This window comes from Janthinobacterium silvisoli, from assembly GCF_014200725.1.
Taxonomy (GTDB): Bacteria; Pseudomonadota; Gammaproteobacteria; order Burkholderiales; family Burkholderiaceae_D; genus Janthinobacterium.
This window is the reverse complement of the sequence record NZ_JACHCL010000001.1, coordinates 516,099-534,200: the sequence shown is the minus strand read 5'-3', so window position 1 is coordinate 534,200 and position 18,102 is coordinate 516,099. Positions and strand designations below refer to the sequence as shown.

General features: G+C 60.0%; 19 protein-coding genes. 8 read left to right on the top strand and 11 right to left on the bottom strand.

Annotated features, from left to right (window positions below; genetic code table 11):
- The first annotated feature begins 306 nt into the window (after window positions 1-306).
- Both HDE75_RS02355 and HDE75_RS02350 read left to right on the top strand, forming a co-directional pair.
- Window positions 307-1,563: a sensor histidine kinase gene (locus tag HDE75_RS02355; RefSeq protein WP_183676404.1), complete on the top strand. Its 1,257-nt coding sequence runs from the start codon at window positions 307-309 to the stop codon at window positions 1,561-1,563.
- Entirely contained in the window at window positions 1,560-2,309 is a 750-nt protein-coding gene (locus HDE75_RS02350) for a LytR/AlgR family response regulator transcription factor (RefSeq protein WP_183676405.1), read from the top strand. The genes HDE75_RS02355 and HDE75_RS02350 overlap by 4 nt, the downstream gene beginning before the upstream one ends.
- A 59-nt stretch (window positions 2,310-2,368) precedes the next feature.
- Here the strand turns inward: HDE75_RS02350 and HDE75_RS02345 are convergent, their stop codons facing one another.
- Entirely contained in the window at window positions 2,369-2,587 is a 219-nt protein-coding gene (locus HDE75_RS02345; RefSeq protein WP_034757699.1) for a TOBE domain-containing protein, read from the bottom strand.
- Between the two features lie 178 nt (window positions 2,588-2,765).
- Window positions 2,766-3,797, bottom strand: coding sequence for a sulfate ABC transporter substrate-binding protein (locus HDE75_RS02340; protein ID WP_183676406.1), 1,032 nt, complete (start codon window positions 3,795-3,797; stop codon window positions 2,766-2,768).
- Between the two features lie 322 nt (window positions 3,798-4,119).
- Here HDE75_RS02340 and HDE75_RS02335 point away from each other — a divergent pair, with 322 nt between their 5' ends.
- Complete coding sequence (locus HDE75_RS02335) at window positions 4,120-4,650, top strand: GNAT family N-acetyltransferase (protein WP_183676407.1); 531 nt, start codon at window positions 4,120-4,122, stop codon at window positions 4,648-4,650.
- Between the two features lie 22 nt (window positions 4,651-4,672).
- Here HDE75_RS02335 and HDE75_RS02330 read toward each other — a convergent pair whose 3' ends face one another.
- Window positions 4,673-5,500 carry a class II glutamine amidotransferase gene (locus tag HDE75_RS02330; RefSeq protein ID WP_183676408.1) on the bottom strand — a complete coding sequence of 276 codons (828 nt, stop codon included), beginning with the start codon at window positions 5,498-5,500 and terminating at the stop codon, window positions 4,673-4,675.
- A 247-nt stretch (window positions 5,501-5,747) separates the two neighbouring features.
- Here HDE75_RS02330 and HDE75_RS02325 point away from each other — a divergent pair, with 247 nt between their 5' ends.
- Together HDE75_RS02325 and HDE75_RS02320 are read left to right on the top strand one after the other, a co-directional pair.
- Window positions 5,748-6,584: an EAL domain-containing protein gene (locus tag HDE75_RS02325; protein ID WP_183676409.1), complete on the top strand. Its 837-nt coding sequence runs from the start codon at window positions 5,748-5,750 to the stop codon at window positions 6,582-6,584.
- Window positions 6,585-6,694: 110 nt separating this feature from the next.
- Window positions 6,695-7,444, top strand: coding sequence for a YcbK family protein (locus HDE75_RS02320; RefSeq protein ID WP_409254900.1), 750 nt, complete (start codon window positions 6,695-6,697; stop codon window positions 7,442-7,444).
- A 12-nt stretch (window positions 7,445-7,456) separates the two neighbouring features.
- Here HDE75_RS02320 and HDE75_RS02315 read toward each other — a convergent pair whose 3' ends face one another.
- A complete protein-coding gene (locus HDE75_RS02315) occupies window positions 7,457-7,663 on the bottom strand; it encodes a DUF3460 family protein (RefSeq protein WP_183676410.1) in 207 nt (68 codons plus the stop codon).
- Between the two features lie 74 nt (window positions 7,664-7,737).
- Between HDE75_RS02315 and HDE75_RS02310 the strand changes: the two genes are divergently transcribed.
- Window positions 7,738-8,631: a LysR family transcriptional regulator gene (locus HDE75_RS02310; protein ID WP_183676411.1), complete on the top strand. Its 894-nt coding sequence runs from the start codon at window positions 7,738-7,740 to the stop codon at window positions 8,629-8,631.
- Here the strand turns inward: HDE75_RS02310 and HDE75_RS02305 are convergent.
- Complete coding sequence (locus HDE75_RS02305) at window positions 8,595-9,071, bottom strand: PACE efflux transporter (protein WP_183676412.1); 477 nt, start codon at window positions 9,069-9,071, stop codon at window positions 8,595-8,597. The genes HDE75_RS02310 and HDE75_RS02305 overlap by 37 nt on opposite strands.
- A gap of 177 nt (window positions 9,072-9,248) precedes the next feature.
- Between HDE75_RS02305 and HDE75_RS02300 the strand changes: the two genes are divergently transcribed.
- Window positions 9,249-9,686, top strand: a complete 438-nt coding sequence (locus HDE75_RS02300; protein WP_183676413.1) for a hypothetical protein — start codon at window positions 9,249-9,251, stop codon at window positions 9,684-9,686.
- Between the two features lie 132 nt (window positions 9,687-9,818).
- On the top strand, window positions 9,819-12,005 hold the full coding sequence (locus HDE75_RS02295) for a putative bifunctional diguanylate cyclase/phosphodiesterase (protein ID WP_311735055.1): 2,187 nt from the start codon (window positions 9,819-9,821) through the stop codon (window positions 12,003-12,005).
- Here HDE75_RS02295 and HDE75_RS02290 read toward each other — a convergent pair.
- The 6 genes from HDE75_RS02290 to HDE75_RS02265 form a co-directional block, all read right to left on the bottom strand.
- Window positions 11,990-13,078 (bottom strand): glycosyltransferase family 9 protein, encoded by a 1,089-nt coding sequence (locus HDE75_RS02290; RefSeq protein WP_183676414.1) that lies wholly within the window; start codon window positions 13,076-13,078, stop codon window positions 11,990-11,992. The genes HDE75_RS02295 and HDE75_RS02290 overlap by 16 nt on opposite strands.
- Window positions 13,079-13,166: 88 nt before the next feature.
- A complete protein-coding gene (locus HDE75_RS02285; RefSeq protein WP_183676415.1) occupies window positions 13,167-14,210 on the bottom strand; it encodes a hypothetical protein in 1,044 nt (347 codons plus the stop codon).
- Between the two features lie 5 nt (window positions 14,211-14,215).
- Window positions 14,216-15,127, bottom strand: coding sequence for a flagellar hook-associated protein FlgL (gene flgL / locus HDE75_RS02280; RefSeq protein WP_183676416.1), 912 nt, complete (start codon window positions 15,125-15,127; stop codon window positions 14,216-14,218).
- Between the two features lie 10 nt (window positions 15,128-15,137).
- The gene (gene flgK, locus HDE75_RS02275) at window positions 15,138-16,517 is read right to left on the bottom strand and encodes a flagellar hook-associated protein FlgK (RefSeq protein WP_183676417.1); all 1,380 of its coding nucleotides are present in this window, start codon (window positions 16,515-16,517) and stop codon (window positions 15,138-15,140) included.
- 81 nt (window positions 16,518-16,598) lie between these two features.
- Window positions 16,599-16,991 (bottom strand): flagellar biosynthesis protein FlgJ, encoded by a 393-nt coding sequence (locus HDE75_RS02270; RefSeq protein WP_221291741.1) that lies wholly within the window; start codon window positions 16,989-16,991, stop codon window positions 16,599-16,601.
- A complete protein-coding gene (locus HDE75_RS02265) occupies window positions 16,988-18,100 on the bottom strand; it encodes a flagellar basal body P-ring protein FlgI (RefSeq protein ID WP_183676418.1) in 1,113 nt (370 codons plus the stop codon). Before HDE75_RS02265 ends, HDE75_RS02270 begins: the two co-directional genes overlap by 4 nt.
- Window positions 18,101-18,102 lie beyond the last annotated feature (2 nt).

Genomic DNA, 18,102 nt, shown 5'->3' with positions numbered 1-18,102 from the left:
ATACCATTAAAGATTAGCCGATGTCTACGCTACAGGGGCGCTGCGGGCCGCTTTGGACGGCGAATCGTGAAATAAATATTGACTGGACGCGTAACTATTGCCTGAGTGAAAATTGTTTTGAATTTATTGATTTCGTTATGGAAACTTCGTAATATTCCAGCAATCTTGCCATGTAATTTAGCGGATGGCGGCGAAGATCGTAGCTGATGCCGGCAAAGTCGTATTTCGTCGCCTGCGCCTGTGCCAAGGGCGCGCCTCGCCCTAGACTGCGTTCATGCCTGACTGACATCATAAGGAGAACGCAGCATGTGGAAACAATTTAGCAAGTGGTATAGCGATTTCGAGGATGAAACCTTGCGGGTGCTCGCGCATCCGGAAACGGCAGCGCAGGTGGCAGGTACCCTCCGGCGCCGCTCCTTTACGCGGCTGGCCGGTCTGACACCGATCGAGCGCCAGCAGATGCATGCGTTTGTGCAGAAGTACCGTGGCATTACCTTCTATTGGGTCATACTCAAATTGATTGTGCTGTGCAGCATCATCGGCCTCATACTACACAGCCTGTTTCCGGATAAATTGCGCTTGGTTGCGGCATTGACGGTGAGTAATCTTGCGGGCTTGGCAATTGCATGGAGCATACTCGGTGTCTGGTTCAACTACCGCAAGCTGGCGCACAAGAAATTCAAGGTGCTTGCCTTATTTCTTCTATCTCCTGCTGCGACAGGGATGGCGCTTGGCATCATGCGCACGGTATTGATTGAGGGTGGTTCTTTCAGCGCCGGGCTGCTCAGTGGCGGCCGCATCGGCGCTATTGCCGCGCTGACAGCAGGCCTGGTGTATCTGGTGCCGATGTCCATCGTGGCCATCTGGCGCAACCGCGAATATGAAGCGCTGACCCTGAAACTGGAGCGCGATGCCGAGCGCGAGCGCATGGCCCGCGAGCTCAGTGAGTCGCAACTGCGTTTGCTGCGGGCGCAAATCGAACCACATTTCCTGTTCAACACCCTGGGCGCCGTGCAGCAGCTGGCCGAGCAGGGCGCGCCGAAAGCCGCCGCGCTGACGGCTGACCTGATCGCCTTTTTACGAACCAGCCTGGACAAGATGCGCAGCGAGCAAGTGCCGCTGCAAGGCGAATTCGATATGGTGGCAGCGTATTTGCGTGTGATGCAGGCGCGCATGGGGCAGCGCCTGCGCTTTCAACTGGACTTGCCGGCTGAGCTGGCTGACACTCTGATCCCCAGCATGATCGTGCTGACCCTGGCCGAAAACGCCATCAAGCATGGTATCGAACCGGCACTGCGCGGCGGTGATATTCATGTCTCGGCCCAGCTGGTTGGCAGCATGCTGCGCTTGCGTGTGCGCGATACGGGCATGGGCTTGGTCGAACATGCAACAACGGCCAGTGGTGGAGGCCTGGGCCTGGACAATATCCGTAGCCGGCTGCAACTGGCGGCGCAGCACGGCGGTGGCCGCGCCGGCAGCCTGGAGGTACGCAATGGCGAAGAGAGCGGCGTGATTGCCGATATTTTACTGTCCTATAAAACAATGGCAGAAGAGACTGCATGAAAACCACGGTTATGATCGCTGAAGACGAGCCGCTGATGCGCGAGCGCCTGCTCACCATGCTCGAACTATGCTGGCCCGAGGCGCAGGTCATGCTGGTGGCGGAAAATGGCAATGACGCCTGGGACGGTTTTCTGGAGCATGAGCCGGAGGTGGTGTTTCTCGACATCCGCATGCCGGGCCTGTCCGGCCTGGAAGTGGCTGAGCGTATCGGCAAGCGGGCGCACGTGGTGTTCGTCACGGCCTACGACCAGTATGCGGTCGACGCCTTTGATGCCGGCGCGGTGGATTATCTGTTGAAGCCGGTGCAGGCCGAGCGCTTGCAACGTGCCTTGGCCCGCCTGCGCGACAAGCTGGGCGCGGCGCCGGCCGACATGGCCCACTTGCTGCATTCCTTGCGGGCTGCACTGCCGGCGCCGCCGCGCGAAAAGATGAAGTGGCTCAAGGCCAGCGTGGGCAAGCAGATACGTTTGATCGATATCAACGATGTGCTGTTTTTCCAGGCCGATACCAAATACACGCGCGTAGTGCTGGCCGGTTCCGAAGCGCTGGTTCGCACGCCGCTTAAGGATTTGCTGGGCGGCCTGGACCCGGAACAGTTCTGGCAAATCCACCGCGGCACCATGGTCAACGTGAAAGCCATCGAAGCGGCCGAGCGCATCGATGCCGAGCGCATGCAGGTGCTGGTGCGCGGCAGCGCGGAAAAGCTGCCCGTCAGCCGCACCTTTACCCATCTGTTCCGCGAGTAATCCAGAAATGCAAACGCCCCGCACATGGCGGGGCGTTGTCAGTTGCAGTGCAAAAATAATTACTGGATCTTGGCAATCGACACTTCCGTCGATTTCACCAGGGCGATCACTTCGCTGCCCACCTTCAAGTCCAGGTCCTTGATCGAGCGCGAGGTGATCACGGAGGTGACGATGCCGTGCGGCGTTTCCACGTCCACTTCCGAGACCACCGGCCCGAAGATGATTTCCTTGATCTTGCCGCGAAACTGGTTGCGTACATTCACTTCCGAGATAGCCATGGTGCGTCCTTTGTGCTGGTAATACGCCGTGTGGCGCGATATGGCCAGAGTACGGTCCAGACATGTTTTTGACTACGAATCGATGCGCATATGGTTATGCGCAGCGTATTCGATCTGGCTCAGGCGGGCATGAAAAAACCGGGGCAGGCCCCGGTTCGTTGGATTGCGATGCAGACGATTATTTCTGATAAATCTTGTCGAACTCGCCGCCGTCATCAAAGTGTTTCTTTTGCGCCTGTTTCCAGCCACCGAAAACTTCGTCGACCGTGAACAGGCTGATCGGCTTGAAGCTGGCTGCGTATTTCTTGGTCACTGCGGCCGAACGGGGGCGCAGGAAGTGTTTGGCGGCGATTTCCTGGCCTGGTTCCGAGTACAGGTATTGCAGGTAGGCGGTGGCTTCCTTGCGGATGCCCTGGCGGTCGACCACCTTGTCGACCACGGCCACCGGCGATTCGGCCAGGATGGAGATGCTCGGGTAGACCACTTCGAAGTTGTCGCCAAATTCCTTGCGCACCAGTTGCACTTCGTTTTCAAACGTCACCAGCACGTCGCCGATTTCACGCTGCGTGAAAGTGGTGGTGGCGCCGCGGCCGCCGCCATCGAGCACCGGCACGTTCTTGAACAGACGCGTCACCAGGTCGCGCGCCTGCGCTTCGGTGCCGCCTTTTTTGATGGCATAACCCCAGGCCGCCAGATAGGTGTAGCGGCCGTTGCCGGAGGTCTTAGGATTCGGCACGATCACCTTGATGCCGGGCTTGGCCAGGTCGTCCCAGTCCTTGATCTGTTTCGGATTGCCCTTGCGCACCAGGTACACCATGGTTGAATAGAAGGGCGCTGCGTTATTCGGAAATTTCTTGGCCCAGTCTGGCGCCACCAGACCGCGGTCGACCAGCAGGTCGATGTCATTGGCCTGATTCATCGTCACGACCGAGGCTTCCAGGCCATCGGCGACGGAACGCGCCTGTTTGCTGGAGCCGCCGTGCGATTGTTTGATGGTTACGGTTTCGCCAGTTTTTGCTTTCCAGTCGGCAGCAAAGGCAGGGTTGATATCCTTGAACAATTCGCGCATGACATCGTAAGAGACGTTCAGCAAGACCACCGGCTCGGCGGCGCTGGCCGTCAAAGGCAGGCTGGCGGCTGCGCCCAGGGCCAGGGTGCTGGCGAGAAACCAGCGGCGGGTACGGCTCGAGAGTGCGTTTTGTTTGGACATATTCAACTCTTGTTGTGAAAACAGACAGACATAGTCTAAAATTCTGGCCGAAAAAGAAACGAATTTTTCGTAATATGCTTAGATCACAATCCAGTTTTCGCTAAAAAACAGATATCGATTTTTGTAAACATTCGTGGGCAAGGCGCTTCCCAGGGCTTAGCCTGCAATGGCACGCAGTGGCATGCATAGGCATAATGACAGGTGAAAGCGCCTTGCGGCACGGCGTGAAGAAACCCGAAAGCGCCGCTTGGTGTATAGTCGGAATCGCGCGATACAGGGGCAACCCGCCTGCATCGGCAACCGGAATATTTTGTGAGCGTACATGAGTCTTGAAATTCGTATTGCAACGTCAACCGACGCTTTCGAAGCGTGCAGTGTATTACGGCGCTCTATCGTCGAATGCTGCAGCCTCGATCATCGGAACGATCCAGCCATTCTTGAAGCCTGGCTGGGCAATAAAACACCGCAGATGGTGGCATGCTGGTTTGCATCGCCCACCAATTTTTCGCTGGTCGCCGTCGATGCGGGCGCCGTCGTCGGCGTCGGCCTGCTGACGCGCGCTGGCAAGCTGGCCCTGTGCTATCTGCTGCCGGAAGTGCAAGGCCAGGGCGCCGGCAAGGCGCTGGTCGAACGCATGGAAGTGCAGGCGCGCGAATGGGGTATCAAGGCTTTGCAATTGCATAGCACGGCCAGCAGCGAAGCTTTTTTCGTCAAGCAAGGTTATGTCGAGGCAGGCAGTGTGCGCTCGCCATATGGTGTGGAAACTGTTTTCTGCTGGAAACAGCTCGACCCTGCCGGCATCGTTACCGGCGACCCCAAGCGCAAGCGTTTTTGCAACTGCAACTCGGCGTGACCGGTGCAGCACAGCAAAGCGCTCAGTAACTGATCTGTATGTACACGGCGCGTGGCGAGCTAATAACCACCGGCGCCGCCACCTCTTCCAGTAACGCTCCCCCCACGAACAGATGCAACTGCCCTGGTCCAAATGTGGCCCAGGGTTCGTCTTGCGTCAGCGGATGGGTGGCGATGACGGCGATACGGTCATCGAGGTGGTTATGCTGGCGAAAATCGATGCTGCGCTCGCAGTCGATCAGATGCGCCACGGAAAATGGGTATTCGCGTATCACGTAATGCAGATGCGTGGAACAGTGGGCAAACAAAACGTTGCCATCGGATAGGATGAAATTGAAGGTGCCGTGTACCGCGATCTCACTGGCCATGGCGGCGACTGCCGCGCGCAGCTCGCTCAAGGCCGGTTCGCCTGCAGGAAAACGCGTGCGCAAGCTGGCCAATAAATAGCAAAAAGCTTGTTCGCTGTCAGTGTCGCCCGTCGCCTGGTAATGTGGGTTGACGGGAGCGCTCCATGTTTTCAGGTCGCCATTGTGGGCGAAGGACCAGGTCTTGCCCCACAGTTCGCGTGCAAACGGATGGGTATTTTCTGGCGCGATGCGGCCCTGAGTGGCCTTGCGGATATGCGCGACGATGTTTTTGGCCTTGATCGAGCGGTCGTGCAATTGCGCCGCCAGCGGCGAATCGATGGCGGCCAGGTGGTCGGTCAGCAGGGTGCAGCCACTACTGGAATGAAAGGCGATACCCCAGCCGTCGCGGTGTTCATCGGTGCGCCCGCCCCGTTCCTTGAAACCGGCAAACGAGAAATCGAGGGTGGCGGGCTTGCTGCTGTTCATTGCGAGTAACTGGCACATGGTGCGTGGCCTTCATCAGGATATTACGGTACAGGGCAACAGTACTGGCTGGGGCAGGGCGCAGGAAGGAATGTTTGCGCATATCCATATGCGTTGTATCTTCAGGTCAAGCGATGGCTTATTCGCGAAACGCATATCAAATGGCGAAAGCATTCGTTCTCCTTTCAAGGTCTGCCGCTTATTCTGCCCACTTTGGCAACATCATCCCCACAAGGGAGCGGTGGTGCAGCTATGCAGAGGAGTCAACATGCCATTTCCCGTCCTGAAAAACTATCTGGCCCGTTTGTCGCATGAAACCCAGGCTGGCACCAGCGTCTGGCTCGATGAGGAAGGCAGGGCGCTGGGGCGCTTTTTCAATTGCACCATGACCAGCGGTTTCCAGCCGCTGCGTGAAATCGGCAGCGGCAAGCTGGTCGCCTTCGAGGGCCTGGCGCGCAGCGTGTCCAAGGCCGACGAGGGACTTTCCTTATGGCGTTTGCTCGACCACGCGGCCAGCGACGATGAATCGGTGGAACTGGACCGGCTGTGCCGCATGCTGCACGCCATCAATTTTTTCCGCCAGGCGGAGGCGGAAGAATCCGACCTGTACCTGAATGTGCATGACCGGCTGCTCAGCGCCGTCAGCAGCAATCACGGCCATGCCTTCCAGCGCATCCTCGACGCGCTGGGCTTGCCGATCGAACGCATCGTATTGCAGCTGCCGACGGTGACGCCCAACCAGGGCTGGCTGTTGAATTACGTGGCCGATAATTACCGCCGCAACGGCTTCCGCCTGGCGATCAATGTGACTAGCGTGAACGAAGCCATCGGCTTGCTCGAACGCTTGCATCCCGATACCTTCAAACTCGATGCGGGTAACCTCAGCGATGAAGATGCCGTCGCCAATTTCGTCACCCTCTGCCACGCGGCCAAGATACGCGTGGTCTTCAAGCGCCTGGAAACGCCGGGAGCCTTGCAGGCGCTGCAACGCATCGCCGCCGCCACTGGCTTGCCCATCGTTGGCCAGGGTTATTTGCTTGATAAACCATTGAGCAGCCTGGCCCATGCCAGGCTGGCAACGGTTCCCGTCGCGGCAGCTGCCTGAGACGGGCGCGAGTAGAAAAAATCGCGAAATGGAGTGGGCACGATAGCCTTGAGGGTTTTTCTTCGCGGCACAATAGGCTATAGTAATCCCATCGTTACATTGGACTGACTATGGCATCGCGCAGAAATTTCCTCCATCACGGCATGGGCCTGGCCGCTTTGGGCCTGGTAGCCACGCCACTTATCGGTTGTGCATCGCGCACGGCCGCTCCCGCCTCGGCAAGCGCCAGCGCCAGGCCCACTCCACCGCGTACCGGCGTGCCGCCGCAGCCGCAGCAACTGGCCAGCATCGACCGCTCAGCGAGCGTGCAGACACGCCAGCAAGCGACGGAGATGGAACCACCGCCCGATATCTTCGACGCGCAGGCACTGGACCTGGACTTCTGGCTCAAGCCACGCACCCTGGAACTGGTACGTCCGGCCAGCAATGAAAAGGCCAAGCTGCTGTACTGGAAAGATGGCGAAGTCATCGATTCGGCATATCAGGAACTGTGCCATTTGCTGCGCGACGTGAACGGCAAGAAAACCATGGCCATCGATCCCAAGCTGCTGGAAACCCTGTGGGGCACGCAAGCCTTCGTGGCGCGCTATGGTATCGAGCAGCCGCTGGAAATCCTGTCCGGCTACCGCACGGCGGAATCGAACAGTAAATTGCGTGAAGCGGGCGTGCCAGCGGCGCGCCAGTCGCTGCACATCAAGGGGCGTGCTGCCGATATCCGCGTCGCCAACCTGAATTCGGAAGTGCTGGGCTCGCTGGTGCGCAGCTTCAAGCAGGGTGGCGTGGGCTTCTATTACCGCTCCGGTCCGCGCGGCGGCTGGATACATGCGGATACAGGTTTACAAAGAACCTGGAAAGGTTAAAACCTTGAGCATTTAGTAATGATAAGGCGGTTCCGGCACAGCATCCTTGCCGGACCGCTTGAGCTCGTCAAAATTCAAGGGCCGCTCCCACCAGATACGCCATCCCTGGCGCTGGCTGGCCTGCACTTCGGGGTGCTCTTTCAGGTAGCCGTCGATAAAACGGCCAAATTCCGAGACATAGCCGCCATGGCCGGGCCGGTAGGGTGCCAGAGGCTTCATTGCTGCTCCTGTTCTTGTCATTCTATAATTAGACCATCCGCGTGCAGAAAAGTGCCGCATTTTTCTGGTCTCTCATGAAACTCTCCAGCAATAACATCGAACTGTTCCTGGCCGTCGTCGACGGCGGCTCGTTTTCCAACGCGGCGCGTACCTTGCGGCGGGCGCCGTCGGCTGTCAGCATGGCCATCGCCAATATCGAGGCTGAACTCGGCATCACCCTGTTCGACCGGGGCGCGCGCGAGGCGGTGCCCACGCCGGCCGCGCTGGCGCTGCTGCCGCATGCACGCCTGATCGCCGAACAATTAAAACAGCTGCACGTGCATGTGAAGGAATTGTCGCAGGGCCTGGAAAGCCGCATTTCGCTCGGTGTCGCAGCCGAGCTCGATCCTGCGCCATTCCTGCGCGCCGTACAAGCGCTGTCGCAGCGCCATCCGCTGCTCGATATCGAAGTGCTGACAGCGCCGCAGGACGATTTGCACGAGATGCTGCAGCAAGGCCGTATCAGCGCCTGCATGGTGTTTGGTGGCGGACGCATCAATCATGCGGAACAATTCCAGCTGGTGGGGAGCGATGCCCTGCTGGCCATCGTCTCGGCGCAGCATCCGTCCAGCGATGTGGAGCGTCCCTTATTCATCGAGGAATTGGTGAACTTACGGCAGATCATCGTCGCCAGCCGTGAACTCGACATGGCCGATGCGCGTCCCATGGTGGGCCTGTCGCATTGGCGTACGGACAGCTTGCCGGTGGCCCTGGCGATGGTGGAAGCGGGACTGGGCTGGGGTAATTTCGCCGCCTCGGCGATTGCCCCTAGCCTGGCGGCAGGCCGGGTACGCCAGGTGGCGTTCAAGAATACGGGCAATGGCCTGGCACTGCCTATCCATTTTGTGTGGACCAAGGACCGGCCGCTGGGACTGGCGGCGCGGGCCTTTCTTCAGTTGCTGGCAGAAGGGCGGGCCGGGGAAGCCTGAAGTGTGTCGCTCTCTACCGGCTGCTGCGCCGACAGCGGCACGTCGAACAAGCCATCGAAGATGTAATTGAAGATGAAGCTGTAGCAGGGAATGATCAGCATCAAGGCGAAGTCGAGCACGAAGGCCTGCCACAGGCTGATGTGCAGCCACCACGCGATCAAGGGTATCAAATACATCACCAAGGTGATCTGGAAGCCGATCGCATGCAGGATGCGGCGTTTCACGGTGCGCGTGCGCGACACCTGGCGGATTTCCCAGTATTCGAAGGCCGTGTTGTAGAGCAGGTTCCAGACGACGGCGATACTGGTGATCATCATCGCCAGGGGCCCGGTGCTGGTGGCCGACTCGCCCGAGAGCAGGGTCAGCCAGGCGGTGGAAATGGCCATGCCGATGATTTCAAAGGCAGTGACATAGATGATTTTTCGCTTGATACCTTGCATGCTGAGCCTGAAAAAATAAGATGGCCGTCATTTTAAGTCAGATCGATTGATGTGAATAGTTGATAGCTGTCAGTTTTAATGATGGATTGTGCGGTTTGCATACCGGATTGGCGGCGAACGGTGGATAATGCTGGAAGGCGGGCGACTGGCCCGCCGTATCACGTAGATGGAGTAAGCATGTCAGGCTCAGCAGACAGTAATATCGACAATACCGGCAGCGATGTCCGTCCCCGTTTCCGCCCCCGTCCATGGGAACATCTGGAAACGCCGTATGACGTGGAGGTGTGGATCGAGGAACATAACCGCAGCATGCAAGACAATATCGGCGCGAACGAGGCGGGCGTCGGCATCTGTTTTACCCTGGCCGAGGGGGGTGATATCTATATGCAGACCAGCGCAGATGGCGCTGTCGTGCTCGACGTAACGCCCGATGCGGCCTGGGTGGCGCCCCTGATCAGCGCCGCCACCGGATGCGAGACACCGGCATCGTCGCTATGGATCTTGCCTGACGATAAATTGATCCAGTTGATCGTGGGGTTGTCCAGCCTGGTGGCCAGCACCTTGCTGGTGGTTGGCCATGATTTTGGCCTGCGCAGGCGCGGCCTGGGACGCTGAGTTTCCACTTTCCACCCGCGCCGTTGTGGCCATATCAGCGTTACGATATGCATATCTCGACACTGCTTGCCTTGCATGCTAGTCTCGTCATCAGGGCGCCTGGGGGCCAGGGCGGGATTGCAAAGGATAGCCATGGAAGAGATGCCGCGCGCAGGACAGGGGCCGGAGGATATATCCGGGCCTGAAGCAGGCCCTGACTCCAATTTTGCACCCGGCACGCCCCTGCTCGACGATGGCGTGTTCAGCCCCGGGCGCATGCGGGTCGAGCGCGAACAGGCCTATTTCAACGATTTGTATCTGCTCGCGCCGCTTGCCTACTTTGTGCTCGGTCTCGACGGCGTGATCCTGCAAATGAACCTGGTGGCGGCCGAGCTGTTCGGCCTGCCGCGCGAACGGCCCGGGCATGTCCTGTTCCGCACGTTTGTCAGTCCGCCATTTCATCGCGATTATGCGCAGTTTGTCGAGCGCGTGCTCAATAGCAGCGAACCCGAACGCATCCAGCTGCAAGTGCAATTGCGCCCGGCATCGCAGGCGCCGGGCTTGCCGGTCAGCTTGCTGGGCAGTACCGATCAGGGCGGGCAGGTGCTGCGCCTGGTGCTGGAGCAGGCCGAGGGCAAGATGGCGGCGCTCGAACGCAGCGAAGAGCGTTTCCGGCGCATCGTGCACAGCGCGGAAGAGGGCATCTGGGAAATCGATGCCCAGGCGCTGACCAGTTTTGTCAATCCGAAGATGGCGCACATGCTCGGTTACCAGATCGAAGAGATGCTCGGTAAGCCGCTGGCGGCCTTCATGGATGCCGAGGGACGCACCTTGCTGGAGCGCAATATCGCGCGCCGCCAGGATGGCATCGCCGAACGCCACGAATTCAAGTTCCTGCGCTGCGATGGCCAGCCACTGTGGGCGACCCTGGCCACCAATCCCATTTTTGACGCCAGTGGCGCGTATCTGGGCGCGCTGGCACTGGTGAGCGATATCACGGCGCACCGGGCGGCCTCCGAACGCATCTGGCAGCAAGCCAATTTTGACCAGCTGACAGGTTTGCCGAACCGGCACATGTTTCTCGACCGCTTGCAGAACGAGGCGCGCCGCGCCAGGCGCGAAGCTGCTTATCTGGCGCTGCTATTCATCGATCTCGACCATTTCAAGGAAGTCAACGATAGCCTGGGGCACGCCAAGGGTGACCAGCTGCTCAGCCAGGCGGCCCGCCGCATCGCCGAGCGGGTGCGCGCCACCGATACGGTGGCGCGCCTGGGCGGCGACGAATTCACGGTGATCCTGGCCGGCGTGGAGCAGATGGGCGGTATCGAGCGCGTGGTGCAGGAATTGATCACCGCGCTGGCGACGCCATTCGTGCTCGATGGCGACAGCGTGCAAGTGTCGGCCAGCATCGGCGTCGCCTTGTATCCGGCCGATACGGATGACACGGACACCTTGCTGCGGCACGCGGACCAGGCCATGTATGCGGCCAAGAGCGCGGGCCGCAATGGCTACAGCTATTTCACGCCGGCCTTGCAGCAGGCGGCCGAATTGCGCCGCAACATGGCGCGCGAAATGCGTGCAGCATTGGTACAGCACGAGTTCGAACTGTTTTACCAGCCTATCGTCGATTTACCCGATGGGCGCGTCATGTGCGTCGAGGCGCTGCTGCGCTGGCGCCATCCGCAGCGTGGCCTGCTGCCGCCCGGTGATTTCCTGGCGTTTGCCGAAACCAATGGCTTGCTGGTTGAAATCGGCGACTGGGCTTTCCGCCAGGTGGTGTACCAGGCCAAGCTGTGGCAGGCGCGGTTTGGTCCTGCGTTCCAGATCTGCATCAACAAATCGCCTTCCGAGCTGCGCTGCGATGCGGGCTTGTACGAGGGCTGGGCCGAGCTGCTGGCGCGGGAAGGATTACCTGCCGGCAGTATCGTGGTCGAGATCACGGAAGGCATCCTGCTTGATGAAACGCGCCAGGTAGTCGAACGGCTGCGCCAGTTCCGCGCCATGGGCATGGCGCTGGCGCTGGACGATTTCGGTAGCGCCTATGGTTCGCTGGCATGCCTGAAGAAATTCGAGATTGCATTCCTCAAGATCGCCCCATCGCTGGTGGGGGTGCTGGCGCAGGGCGATGCGGAACAAGCCTTGTGCGAGGCCATCATCGCGCTGGCTCACCGGCTGGGCTTGAAAGTGGTGGGCGAGGGCGTGGAGACGGCGGTGCAGCGCGATGTACTGGTGTCCGCCGGCTGCGACTTTGCACAAGGGCATTTCTTTGCCCACGCCTTGCCGGTGGGCGAATTCGATACCTGGCTGGCGCTTCAGCCTGCCAGTCAGCCCGCCGCCTGAAGCGCTGGCGCTGTCTCCATCAACTGTTCGACGGCGGCCAGCGTGTCATCGGCGCTGACCGATTCCAAGGTCAAGCCAGGCGCCAGCAGGACGCGATACTGGCTGCTGGCCGGATAGAACCAGCGGTAATTATCGGTGCGGATGTAATAGCCGACGATCTTCTTGTCATACACGGACGCCAGGTGGATCACCGAGGTGTCGGGCGACACCACCAGTTCGCAGCGCCGTATCAGGGCCGCCAGTTCCAGGATATGGCCGGCCGGCGGCGCCAGCATCACATTGGCGTGGCCATCGCCGCGAATGATCTCTTCGGCCCGCGCCTCGCTGCCGGGCGCGGCAATCACCAGCAACGCATGCTGCGGATAGCGTTGTGCGATGGCGGCGCAGCAGCGCTGGGCATCGGCCACACTGACCGTGCGCTGCAAGTTACTACCCTGGAAGTTCAGGCAAAACAGACCGGTATATTTTTGCAGCAAGGTGTCGCAGGCGGCATCGATGCGTGCCGCGTGGGCGTCGACCCCAAACAGTTCATAGCGCTGGTCGACCTTGCCCAGGTCAAACTCGGCGAACGTGGCAAAGTAGCTGTCGAGGATGTGGCGGCTGCGGTCGCAGGGCACCGTATGGTCGAACATGCCCAGTTTTGCGGTGGAGCTGCCATATTTGGGAATCGCAAAGCCCGTCAGATAGCGCGCTCCCAGCCATTTGATGCGAAATAGCAGCGGAATGGCGAAACGATTGTAAGGATTGAAGATGACGTCGTAGCGGCGCTGGCGCAGCTCGGCGATGCTGGTGCGCAAGTCGCGCAGCAGCGGCTGCTTGTCCCAGACGATAATTTCGTTGACGTGCGGGCAGGCGTCGATGATGGCGCGGTTGACGCTGCTGGCGGCAACATCGATCTGCCAGTGGGGGTAGCGCCGTTTCAACTCGCGCAGCAGGGGCGTGGAGACGATCATGTCGCCGATTTTATCGTTGCGCAAGATGAGAACCTTGCGCACCTTGGCCAGGTCGAGCGGCTGCTTGTTACGTTTGCCCAGCAGGGCATGACTGATCAGCCGGGCGGCGAGCTTTATCAAGGGAACTCCGAATGTCGATGGGGAAGTGCGCCAGTGCACAGTCAACATCTTACGGAATTCCGGCGCCCGCTGATAGGGGCGAATGGATTTAGCTTAGGCCCAGCAGTGCGATTACGCGGTCGCGGCTGATGCCGACCAGCGCCGAGCTGATGGCCAGCAGCGATTCGTAGCCGGGTTTGCTGGCTTTCTCGCTGAAGTTTTGTGCCAGGGCATCCATGCGTACCGGGCCTTGTACAGGTTGCGCATCGGCAACGCGGCTGCCGGTCTGGGCCAGCGCCGTACTGACCGCGCTGCGTGCCTGCTGCAAGTGCGCCAGCGCCTGCACCACTTGCTGCAAGGTGGCGCGCAAGGCTTCGATGTCGCCCGTATTCCATTCTTCAGGGGCGATGGCGGCCGGTTCGGCGTCGGTCTTGACCCGGTTCATTTGTCCGGTGGGGAAGCGGACGCCGTTGCCGCGCACCGACAGGCTGTCGCGCACGGAGGCCCAGGAACTTTCCGGCGTGCTGAACATCAGTTCGCCGTTGTCGCCGCGCTTGACGCTGATATTCGACGGCAGCAGCGCCTGGCTGAAACGGGCGACGATCTGATCATCGCTCAGGCCAGGTTCGATATTCACCGAACGCAGGGCCTGGTTGGCGCCGCCCACGGAAAAGGTCAGCACTTCCTGTGGGCCATTCTGCAGGCTGGCCAGGGTCAGGCCACGGATGGTGAAGTTCTGCTGCGCCGCTTGCGGGCTGTTGTAGCCCAGCTGTGCATCGAGCGTGCCGCCCGAGGCGGCGGCGCGCTGGCGCCAGGTATTGCTGAACTGGCGCACCCGTGCTTCCACCTGCCCATCACGGCCCTGGCGTGCCGCCAGCTTGGCCGCCAGTTCGCTTTTCAGCGCCTGCAACTGGCTGCTGCTGCGGTCCAGGTAGTCGAGGGTTTGTTGTGCGTTGGAAATTTCGCCCTGTAACTGCTGATCCCAGTTGCTCAGCCCGCGCTGTAGCGGTGCAGGCGTGCTCTTCGCCGCAGGTGCATCCGCACGCGCACCGCTGCCGGCGCCGTTGGCACCTGAGGCTTCATCGACGACACGGGCCGTGCCGGCGCCCTTGGCGGGAATGCCGGAAGAGGTGGGGAGCTGGGCGATTTGCATGATGGTCAGAGTACGTCAAACAGGGAGAGGTTACCCACCTTGGCATAGGTCTTGTAAGTAGCTTGCAAGGCAGTCTGATAGCCGTTCAGATCGATGGTCGTCGCAGCCACATCGGTCTGCTTCAAGTCATTCAGGGCGCTATCGTTCGACAGCGACACATTCGACAGGTTATTGTCGAGCGTGGTGAGGATATTCTGCGAGCCACCCAGGATGGCGATCTTGTTGGACAGGAAGTCGGTGCCAGCGTCTGTGCCGTCGATACCGCTTGCAATCACCGCATGGGTGGCCGGATCGTTGGCGTTGGCGCCTGGTGCGTTCAGGGCAGTGATGACCTGGTCGATCTTGTTCAGCCAGTCCTGCACGCCTTTCACATCAACGTTGGCCGCCTGCGTGACGCCGTTACCCACCACCACGACCTGGCTATCGGTATTGCCGATATACGTATAGCGCGAGCCGATCGCGGCGTTGGCGTCGAATTGAATCGCGGGCTGGTCGCTGGCCGTGCCGGAAAACATGTAGCGGCCTTCCTGGTCTTTCATATTGGCCGTGTACAGCACGCTGTCGCGCATGGAAACGAGCGATTGCGACATCGATTTCAAGTCGTCCGAGGTATTGCTGCCATCGGCTGCCCAGACCAGCAGATCGCGCGCCTGGCCCATGTCGTTGACCATGCTCGACAGGTAGTTTTCATTCTTCAGCAGACGTACTTTGACCGTGGCAATGTTGTCCTTGTACTGGGTGACCATGGCTTGCTCGCGCGTCAGGCGCGAAATGCGCACGTTGCCGATCGGATCATCCGATGGCAGCTGGATGCGTGAACCGGACGCCAGTTGCTGCGTCAGCTGGTCGATACGCGCCTGGTTCTGTTGCAATGAATTGGTGATCAGCGATTGATATTGGCCACTGGCGACACGCATAGTATTCTCCTTAACCCATCATTTGCAAAGTGGCATCAAACAAACTATTGGCCACCGAAATGACTTTCATATTGGCTTGATACATATTCTGGAATTCGACCAGGTTCATCGCTTCCTCGTCCTTGTTCACGCCGCTGGTGGATTTCCAGTCATTCACGGCTTGATCGCGCACCGTGCTGGCAGTTTTCAGCAGGGCCTGGTTTTTCTGGCTGTTGATTCCCAGTTTGCCGACCAGCTGCGTGTCGGCGTCGCCGATCAATACCGAGCCGACCCAATTCACATTGGTGGATTGATTTTTGATATCAATCAGCTTTTGCAAATTGCTGCTGTCGCCAGCGGCGGTGCCGCTTGCAGCCAGGGCCAGGTCAGCCGCCGTGTAGCCGTCCGCAACGCTCATTTTGCCATCGGCATACACCAGCAGCGGCTTGCCCGGGGTGGCCGGCGTGCCTGTCGTGCCGATGGTCTGGCCGGCCTGCAGTTGTGCATTGATCTTGTCGGTCAGGCTCTGTGCCAGATCGGTCACAGACTGCTGCAAAGGCTTCAGGGTATTTTCTTCAAAATCGCCCAGTCCGCCCAATTGGCCGCCAATGGCGACCTTATCGAGAGTAAAGTTGGTCTTGGCGAAGTTCAGGCTCAGCACGGCATCGCCCGCAGCGTTAATGTTGCTGCTCATGGTGGAGGCGATCGAACCGATCACCAGCGGCTGGCCCGTTTTGAGCGAGATGTTGCGCGAGCCATCGGGCTGGTCCGTCACTTCGATGGCCATTTGCGAAGCCAGGCCATCGATCAGCTGGTCACGCGCATCGATCAGCGCCGAGTTGTTGGTGCCGGCGGCGGTGGAAGAGCTGATGGTCTGGTTCAGGGCGGCGATACCTGCCAGTGCCGTGTTTGCTTGCGGCATGATCGCATCGCGCTGCTGGCGCACCGACAGCAACTGATTGTTCATGACGTTGCTGATGCTGTTGAAATGCTGCGCCATGGCGTCGGCGGAGGTAATGATTTGCTGGCGCAAAGGCGTCGAAGTCGGGTCGACAGCCGCCGCGTTCAGCGCCGTGAAAAAACCGTCGATGCCGTTGCTGATGCTCGAGGTATCATCGCCCATGACGCGTTCGAGCTGCGTCAGGTAAGGCTGGCTTTGCGTACGCGAACCCAGGTCGGAAGCGGCGCGCCACATCTGCTGGCTCTTGTAGCCATCGGCAAAACGCAGCAGCGCCGACACTTGGACGCCATTGCCGGCCGAACGTACGCCGACGCCGGCGCCCAGCGAGGTCAGCAGCACACCCTGGCGTGTATAGCCAGGGGTTTGTAAGTTTGCAATATTTTGGCTGGCGGCAGTGAGTGCGGCCTGGGCGGCATTGCTGCCTGACAGCGCATTGCTGATCATGCTCATGTGGCAATCTTTCGTGTGGTGGGCGGCGCGCTGGAAGCTGCGCCTGGCCAGGTATCGTCGTTACTGAGTACAGGCGACGTATTAAACGGATTTATTAAGCGCAGGAGCAATATTGTCGGATTTGATCGATTTGGCAGGGGTCGCTGCCTGGCTGCCGGCCGGCAGCAACTGGCGCAATATGGCATCGGCGATGCCGAAGGCGCGCTGGCCGGCCATCTTGTCGGCGACCAGGTTATCGGCCATCTCCAGCATGTCGCTATTGACGGGGTCCTTGTAGACGCTGCCTTCGCCCGCCATCTCGCGCGTGCCCGAGCGCATCTGGCGCAGCATGTGCGAGATGAAGAAGGCTTCAAACTTCACGGCCGCTTCGGTAGCCTTGGCTGCGTAGCGCGGATCGGTCGGCGTGGCGGCGGCGATCGATTTGTCATCGAGTGTCGATGGCAGGACGCCATTGCTGTCGTTGATATTGATCATATGACTACCAATTCTCCTTCGATGGCGCCCGCCTGGTCGAGTGCCTGCAGGATCGCCATGACATCGTCGGGCGAAGCGCCCAGGCTGTTGACGACGTCGATGATCGATTGCAGCTTGGCGCCGGCTGGCCAGTTGAACATATTGCCGTTGCCCTGGTCGACCGAGACCTTCGATTGCGGCGTGACGGTGGTCTGGCCGCGGCCGAATGGCGCAGGCTGGCTCACGGCCGAGTTTTCAGAGATCACCACCTTGAGCGAGCCGTGCGTGACGGCGGCCGCTTTCACGCGCAAGCCTTCGGCGATGACCACCGTGCCGGTACGCGAATTGAATACCACTTTGGGCGTATCGGCGCCCACGTCCACCGTCAACGCTTCCAGCTTGGCCATGAAGGCCACGCGCTGGGTTGGATTTTCCGGTGCGATCACTTCCACGCTGGTGGCGTCGCTGGTGGTGGCGACAGCGCCGAAGCGGCGGTTTACGGCTTCGACGATATTGGTCGCCGTTTCAAAGTGCGGGTGGCGCAAATTGAGGGTGACGGTCGGCTTGGTCGAAAAATCGCTGATGATTTCGCGTTCGATATTGCCGCCGTTGGGAATCCGCCCCGAAGTAGGCGTATTGACGGTGACGGACGAGCCACTCTTGCCGGTGGCGTTCAAGCCGCCGACCACCACGTTACCCTGAGCCAGCGCATAGATTTCATTGTCGGCCGCGCGCAGCTGGGTCAGCAGCAGGGTGCCGCCGCGCAAGCTTTTTGCATCGCCCAGCGACGATACGGTGACGTCGATCGCCTGGCCGCGGCGGTAGCCGGGTGGAAACACGGCGCTGACCATCACGGTCGCCACGTTCTTGCTTTTGGAATCGATACCGTCCGGCATTTTCACGCCGAATTGCTTGAGCATATTGAGCACGGACTGGCTGGAGAATTTCACCTGGGTACTGTCGCCGCTGCCATTGAGGCCGACGACCAGGCCGTAGCCGACCAGGGGATTGTCGCGTACGCCTTCGATGCTGACCAGGTTGCGCAGCACTTGCGCGGCCGTGGCCGGCAGGGACAGGCCGGAGAGTGCGGCCAGCAAGGCTGCCAGGGGCAGGGCGGAGCGAAATTTCATGA